Origin of the sequence: Nocardia carnea (genome assembly GCF_029868855.1) — a bacterium.
In the GTDB taxonomy this organism is placed as follows: domain Bacteria; phylum Actinomycetota; class Actinomycetes; order Mycobacteriales; family Mycobacteriaceae; genus Nocardia; species Nocardia carnea_A.
The window spans coordinates 20703-27695 of record NZ_JARWOV010000074.1 but is presented as its reverse complement, the minus strand read 5'-3'; the positions used below and the strand labels follow the sequence as shown (position 1 = coordinate 27695).

The following is a 6993-nucleotide window of genomic DNA, read 5'->3' as shown; positions in this document are numbered from 1 at the left end:
ACCTTCTTTTTTCTGGTCTTCTTTCCCCGCCCCGGCCTGGGTCGTCGTCCCCCCCCTCGCCCCCTCCGCCGTGCTTCCTGGCCCCGCCGGGCGGCCCCCCCCCCCCCCCCCCCCCCCCCCCCCCACCCGCAAGTCAGAAGGGGCCAGACTGCGGAAACTCGACCGGCAGCGCCGCCAACGACCGATGGAACCCGCCCGGGCGCCACACCAATTCATCCGGCCGACAGGACAGCATCATCTCGGGAATCGCATCGAAAAGCTGATCGATGGCATTCTGCGCGACGGAGTACGCGACGGACTTCGCCGGGCACGTGTGCGGACCGGTGCCCCACGCAAGATGAGACCTGTTGTCGGTATAGGCGCCGACGATAGCCGGGTCGTTGTTGCAGGCTCCCAGGCTCGTGATCACCGGCTGATCAGCAGGTAACCAGACCTCGTCCACCAAGATCGGCTGCCGCGGGTACGTGATGAGGAAGTTTGCCAGAGGCGGGTCTTTGAACAACAGCTCATTCAACGCATCCCGGGTGGTCAAAGCAGCCTCGCCCTGGAACCGGCTGTCGCTGAGCATCAGCAGGAGGGTGTTGGCAATCAGGTTGGTCAACGGCTCGATACCCGCGCCGTAGATGGTCACGAGTTGCTGGACGAGTTCGCTATCGGTGAGACCGGCCGGGTGGGCAATCAGACGAGACGTCAGGTCCTCAGCGGGGACGGTTCGCTTGAGTGAGACCAGCCGAGCAAGCGCACCCTCGAACAGCGCGTTGCCCTCAGCCGCGTTTGTGCCCTCGAACATCTGCGCCATGCCTTGTGCGACATCCTGGCCGATCTTAGGAGGGCAGCCGACCATCTGGTTCAGGTATGCGAACGTCAGGGGAAACGCATACTGACCTACCAGATCGGCTTGTCCTGACCTGCAGAACTGGTTGATCTGCGGTATCGCAATGTCCTCGATCTCCGAGTTCAGATTGAACAGGTTGATCTCTTCGATGCCGTCTACGCTGGCCTTCCGAAAACGCCGGTGCTCTTCACCCGCACTGCGTAGCGCATTGGGGCGGTACGCCATCATGGGTTTCACCGGGCAGTCGTCGGGCACCCTCTCCTGCCAGGTGCGCGGGTCCGCGGGAAAATGGGCGTCGTCGTTGTTGATCCGGATGGCGGTGAAGTACCCGATCACCAAGGTAGCCGGGACGCCTGGCGCCAGCTCGACCGACGCCAAGCTCTTGTGCTGGCGGCGCATCTGATCGTAGGCCCCGTGCGGATCGGCCGCGAATTCCTCCGTGTAGGTCGGAAACCGTTGCAGACCGGTCAGAGGCGGTGGCTCGCCGAATCCGCGCCAAGCGGACCGTTGCGGTTGGGGTTCGTGCTGTGTCGTCAAAGAGTTAACTCCAGGTATGGAATGGGAACACGGCTACCTTCAGGAGCGTCGGGCGAGCATCCGGTCCGGTCCGAATCCTTGCCGTAGCGTCCACCGGCGAGGCTTGTGGGTGGAATCCGTTGCGATGCTCGACGATCTGTCGGATGGCCCGCCCTGGAAATGGGACTGTTGGGTCATCCGATGCTCCGCACAGACCGTGACGGTTGCTGTACGGGTGCGTTCGCGTACCGCCGGGTGGTCACACTGGACCACGGCGACTGGCACAAGACAAGCTCCACGTCGCCAGATCATACTCACCTGCCGGGCTGTCCAGCATCCGATACGGAAACGCCGGGAACCATGGGGTGCAAGCGATCCCGAGTGTCCGACGAAGTGCCAGGCCGACGGCTCAGCGGGGAAACTCTTTGCACGGCAACGTGTCTCCGAAATAGCAAAACGAGAACAAGGCACCCACGTACGCGGTTGGTTGCTCCCCTGGCTCCATTGTGGACGGAGCAGGTTGCCGGCCGCGATGCCCTCTGCTGTGGTCGATGTGCCTTGCCGCGCCACTATCCACTTACCGTCCGTCCGGGTGCCGAACGAGACACAGAACTCATGTGGGTCGCCGTACAGTCCGCGCCGTGGTTCGAGTCCGGCTATCGCCGCTGACCTGAGCCTGAAGTCCGCGATGACCACCTGGGGTCGACGCATAACAACCGGTCCGGCGGGTAAGCGCGACGCATGAGCAATGGGGCGAACTCCGGCGCACTGGGATCAACGCCGACCGCGGCCGTGCCTGGGCCGAACCCTGACCACCCGGACATCCCCCACGACCGATGAATGCGGTCTGGGAGGCGGCACTCGCGTGGTCACGCGCGGGATGCGGGGCCGTTGTGGCGCGAGTGGTGGACAGTTCATCCGGACGACCACGTGCGTCGGGAACCGCGCTGGCGGTTTCGGAATCGGGCCAGGTCGTGGGCAGTATCTCCGGAGGGTGTGTCGACGGCGATATCTGTGCGCGGGCGCACGCCGTCATCCACGGCGGTGGTCCGGAGGAACTGCGGTACGACGGTGCGGAGGGTGATCTCTCCAGCCCGGGCCTGCCGTGCGGGGGTTGGCTGGACGTGTTCATCGAGCCTCTCGACAAATCACTGCGTGCGGTGCTCGCGCCCTTGCTGGCAGCGATTCGGCGCGGGTATCCGGTCACACTGGCAACAGTCCTCTCCGGAGCCGAACACGCGGTCCGTCATACCCTGATCCCAGCTCATGCCGGAGACACCATTCCGGCGGCGGATGCCTCGCTGGATCGGGTGCGTGCACTGGCCGATACGAGTACCACCCGGATACTCGACATCCCGGGCACCGATACGGCCCGCGACCTGCGCGTGTTCGTACACTCCTTTCCCGCGCCGCCGCGCATGCTCGTCTTCGGCGCGGATGATTTCGCCGCCGCACTCACCCGCATCGGCCGATTCCTCGGCTATCGGGTCACCCTCTGCGATGCTCGGCCGGCCTTCGCCACCGCCTCGCGTTTCCCGGCGGCGCACGAGGTGGTCGTGCGCTGGCCGCACGAATATCTGGCAGCGACGCCGGTGACCGAATCGACCGTGATCTGTGTGCTCACCCATGATGCGAAGTTCGATGTGCCGTTGCTTGCGGCGGCGCTGCGCAGCGAGGCCGGGTACGTCGGCGCCATGGGGAGCCGGCGCACCCACGCCGACCGCGTGCGCCGGCTTCGCGAGGTGGGGGTCACCGAGGCCGAACTGGGGCGTCTCGCCGCGCCGACCGGCCTGGATCTGGGTGCCGATACCCCGGAGGAGACGGCGGTGTCGATAGCCGCGGAGATCGTGGCGCAGCGGCGCAACGGGAGTGGTGCGCGGCTGCGCGATCTCGATATGCCCATTCATCGCACCGGTGCGGCGGCGGAGTCGGCTCGATGTGCGGCCCTCCGGTTTGGGACGTGAGCCGGGGGTATCCGGCGGCTATGACAGCTGCCGAGAATCACAGCGATATCGCGCTGGACGTGGACGGGCAGCGGCGGACGCTGCGCGTGGACAATCGCACCACTCTGCTGGACGCGCTGCGGGAGCACCTCGGTGTCACCGCACCGAAGAAGGGCTGCGATCACGGTCAGTGCGGGTCGTGCACGGTCTTGCTCGACGGCCGGCGCGCGACCACCTGCCTCACCTTCGCCGCGGCCAACGACGGCGCCGAGGTCGTCACCGCGGCCGGACTGCCCGACGGCGAATCGCTGCACCCCGTCCAGCAGGCGTTTCTGGAGCACGACGGCTTCCAATGCGGCTACTGCACGCCCGGACAGGTGTGCTCGGCGGTGGGGATGCTGGCGGAAGCGAAGGCCGGGAACCCCAGTTACGTCACCCCGGATCTCACGGCTGCCGCGGACCTCGACGGCGCCGAGATACGGGAACGGATGAGCGGCAACCTGTGCCGCTGCGCGGCCTACCCGAATATCGTGGCGGCGATCCGGCAGGCGGCGGCCCGGTGATCCCGTTCGAATACCGGCGCGCGACCAGCGCCCGGGAGGCTGTGGCGGTGGTGGCCGACCGGCCGGAAGCGGCGTTCCTCGGCGGCGGCACCAACCTGGTCGACCATATGAAGCTGGGCATCGCCGCGCCCGAGCTGCTGGTCGATATCACCCGGTTGCCGCTGGACGAGATCGCGGAGACCCCGGACGGCGGGCTACGGGTGGGCGCGGCCGTCCGCAACAGCGATCTGGCGGCGCATCCGGTGGTCCGCGCGCGCTATCCGGCACTGTCGCGGGCCCTGCTCTCCGGGGCATCGGGACAGTTGCGCAATCTGGCCACCACCGGCGGCAATCTGCTGCAGCGGACCCGGTGCGTGTACTTCCAGGATGTGACGACTCCGTGCAACAAACGCGAGCCCGGCAGCGGTTGCGCGGCGTTCGGCGGGTACGTCCGCTATCACGCGATCCTCGGTGCTTCCGAGCACTGTGTGGCGGTGCATCCATCGGATATGGCGGTCGCGCTCGCGGCGCTGGATGCCCAGGTGGTGACCGAGAGCACCGAGGGCGAGCAGCGGATCCCGATCACCGGCTTCCACCGGCTGCCCGGCGACCGCCCCGAGCGTGACACCGTCCTGGCCCATGGTCAGCTGATCACCGGAATCGAGATCCCGGCACCACCGGACGGGGCGGTGGCGGACTATCGCAAGGTGCGAGACCGGGCGTCCTATGCGTTCGCACTGGTCTCGGTGGCGGCCGAACTGGCCTTCGAATCCGACGGCAGCACCCTCCGGTCCGCTCGGCTGGCTCTCGGCGGCGTCGCGCATCGCCCGTGGCGTGCGCGGCGGGCCGAAGCCGCACTCACTGCCGCCGCGGCGACCGGGCAGACCTTCGAACGGGCCGCCGACGCCGAACTCGCCGAGGCCCGCCCGCTGGACGGTAACGAGTTCAAGGTCGGACTCGCCCGCCGCATGCTGGTCTCGACCCTGCAGACCCTCACCGAACAGGCGCAGCGATGACACTGATATCTGCCGATTCGATGGGTACGCCGCTGACCAGGCTGGATGGTCATGCCAAGGTCACCGGTACAGCGCCGTACGCCAGCGAACATCCCGTGGAAGACCCCTTGTATCTGCATCCCGTCCAGGCCACCGTGGCCCGCGGCCGAGTGGATGCCATGGACACCGGCGACGCACTGCGGCTTCCGGGAGTGGTCGCGGCGCTGACCGTATTCGACTCCCCCGCGCTCGCCGACACCTCCGACGGTGAACTGAGCATTCTCCAGGACGACCGTGTGCACTTCCGTGGACAGCTGATCGGCGCGGTGCTCGCCGAAACCGCCGAAACCGCACGCCACGGCGCCGATCTGGTGCGGGTCGAGTACCGGACCGAATCCCACCACACCGAACTGCGCGCCGACGACCCGGCCCGCTACGCACCCGAGCAGGTGAACCCCACCTTCTCGACCGATACCGAGGACGGTGACGTCGAGGCGGGGCTGGCGGCCGCGGAGGTGCGTATCGACCGGACCTACACCACGCCCGCCGAGCACAACAATCCGATGGAACCGCACGCCTGTATCGCCCGCTGGGACGAATCGTCCGGCCGGCCCCAGGTCACGCTCTACGACTCCACGCAGGGCGTGCACACCGTCCGGTCGACGCTGGCGCCGCTGTTCGGGCTCGAGCCGCCGCAGCTGCGGGTGCTGGCACCGCATGTCGGCGGCGGCTTCGGTTCGAAGGGGGCGCCGCACGCCCACAATGTGCTCGCGCTGCTGGCTGCCCGGCGATGCGCCGGACGACCGGTGAAATTCGCTCTCACCCGGCAGCAGATGTTCGCGCTGGTCGGATACCGCACACCGACCGTGCAGCGGATGCGGCTGGGTGCGGATCGCGACGGCCGGTTGACCGCACTGTCGCACGAGGTCGTCGAAACGACCTCCCGGATCAAGGAATTCGCCGAGCAGACGGCGGTCGCCTCCCGGACGATGTACGCCGCCCCGAACCGGAAGACCACCCATCGCCTGGTCGCGCTGGATGTGCCGGTGCCGTTCTGGATGCGCGCACCCGGTGAATGCCCCGGTATGTACGCCGCCGAATCGGCGATGGACGAACTCGCCGTGGCCTGCGGGATCGACCCGATCGAGCTGCGGATCCGCAACGAACCGGACACCGATCCGGAGACAGGCCGGCCGTGGTCGGGACGGCATCTCGTCGAATGTCTCCGCACCGGTGCCGAACGTTTCGGCTGGGCCGGGCGCGATCCGGCCCCGCGCGCACGAATCGACGGCGACTGGCTCGTCGGCACCGGGGTCGCGGCGGCCACCTACCCCGCCATGGCGATGCCGGGAAACACCGCCCGGATCGAATTCGGCGACGACGAACGCTACACCGTCGACATCGGGGCCGCCGATATCGGAACGGGCACCTGGACGGCGCTGACCCAGATCGCCGCCGACGCACTGGGCTGCACCCCGGACGCCGTGCGGCTGCGGATCGGCGATACCGATCTGCCCGAAGCCAGCGTCGCAGGCGGCTCCAGCGGAATCGGCTCATGGGGTTCTGCCGTGGTCGCCGCCGCCCGGGCCTTCCGGCACGAGCACGGCGACACCCCGGCCATCGGCGCGCGCAGCAGCGCACAGGCGGCGGAGAACCCGGACGCCGAGAAGTTCGCGCTGCACTCGTTCGGCGCCCAGTTCGTCGAAGCCCGGGTCCATCGGGACACCGGTGAGATCCGCATCCCGCGCATGCTCGGGGTGTTCTCGATCGGCCGGGCGATCAACCCGAGCACCCTGCGGTCACAGCTGATCGGCGGGATGATCATGGGAATCTCCGGAGCCCTGCACGAGGACAGCGTCCGCGACCACCGGTTCGGGCATGTCGTCACCCACGATCTTGCGTCCTATCACATCAGCGCGCACGCCGACGTCCAGGACATCGATGCGATCTGGCTGGACGAAGTGGACGAGCACACCAACCCGATGGGGTCGCGCGGTGCCGGCGAGATCGGGATCGTCGGAGCCGCCGCCGCCGTGGCCAATGCCGTCCATCACGCGACCGGGGTGCGCCTGCGCGCGCTGCCCCTCACCGCCGACGCAGTATCGAGCCATACCGCCCGGTCCTGAATTACGACCACCTCCACTTCCCGGCGGCCGGATCCC

General features: G+C 67.9%; 5 protein-coding genes. 4 read left to right on the top strand and 1 reads right to left on the bottom strand.

What is annotated here, in order from left to right; all coding sequences use genetic code 11:
* Positions 1-133 precede the first annotated feature (133 nt).
* Positions 134-1372 carry a cytochrome P450 gene (locus QH195_RS06505; protein WP_348536891.1) on the bottom strand — a complete coding sequence of 413 codons (1239 nt, stop codon included), beginning with the start codon at positions 1370-1372 and terminating at the stop codon, positions 134-136.
* Between the two features lie 815 nt (positions 1373-2187).
* Here QH195_RS06505 and QH195_RS06500 point away from each other — a divergent pair.
* The 4 genes from QH195_RS06500 to QH195_RS06485 are packed head-to-tail and all read left to right on the top strand — an operon-like array spanning position 2188 to position 6957.
* A complete protein-coding gene (locus QH195_RS06500) occupies positions 2188-3315 on the top strand; it encodes an XdhC family protein (protein ID WP_280434693.1) in 1128 nt (375 codons plus the stop codon).
* Between the two features lie 20 nt (positions 3316-3335).
* The gene (locus QH195_RS06495) at positions 3336-3857 is read left to right on the top strand and encodes a 2Fe-2S iron-sulfur cluster-binding protein (RefSeq protein WP_280423912.1); all 522 of its coding nucleotides are present in this window, start codon (positions 3336-3338) and stop codon (positions 3855-3857) included.
* Positions 3854-4852 carry an FAD binding domain-containing protein gene (locus QH195_RS06490; RefSeq protein ID WP_280434692.1) on the top strand — a complete coding sequence of 333 codons (999 nt, stop codon included), beginning with the start codon at positions 3854-3856 and terminating at the stop codon, positions 4850-4852. The genes QH195_RS06495 and QH195_RS06490 overlap by 4 nt, the downstream gene beginning before the upstream one ends.
* Entirely contained in the window at positions 4849-6957 is a 2109-nt protein-coding gene (locus tag QH195_RS06485) for a xanthine dehydrogenase family protein molybdopterin-binding subunit (protein ID WP_280434691.1), read from the top strand. The genes QH195_RS06490 and QH195_RS06485 overlap by 4 nt, the downstream gene beginning before the upstream one ends.
* The last annotated feature ends 36 nt before the right edge of the window (positions 6958-6993 follow it).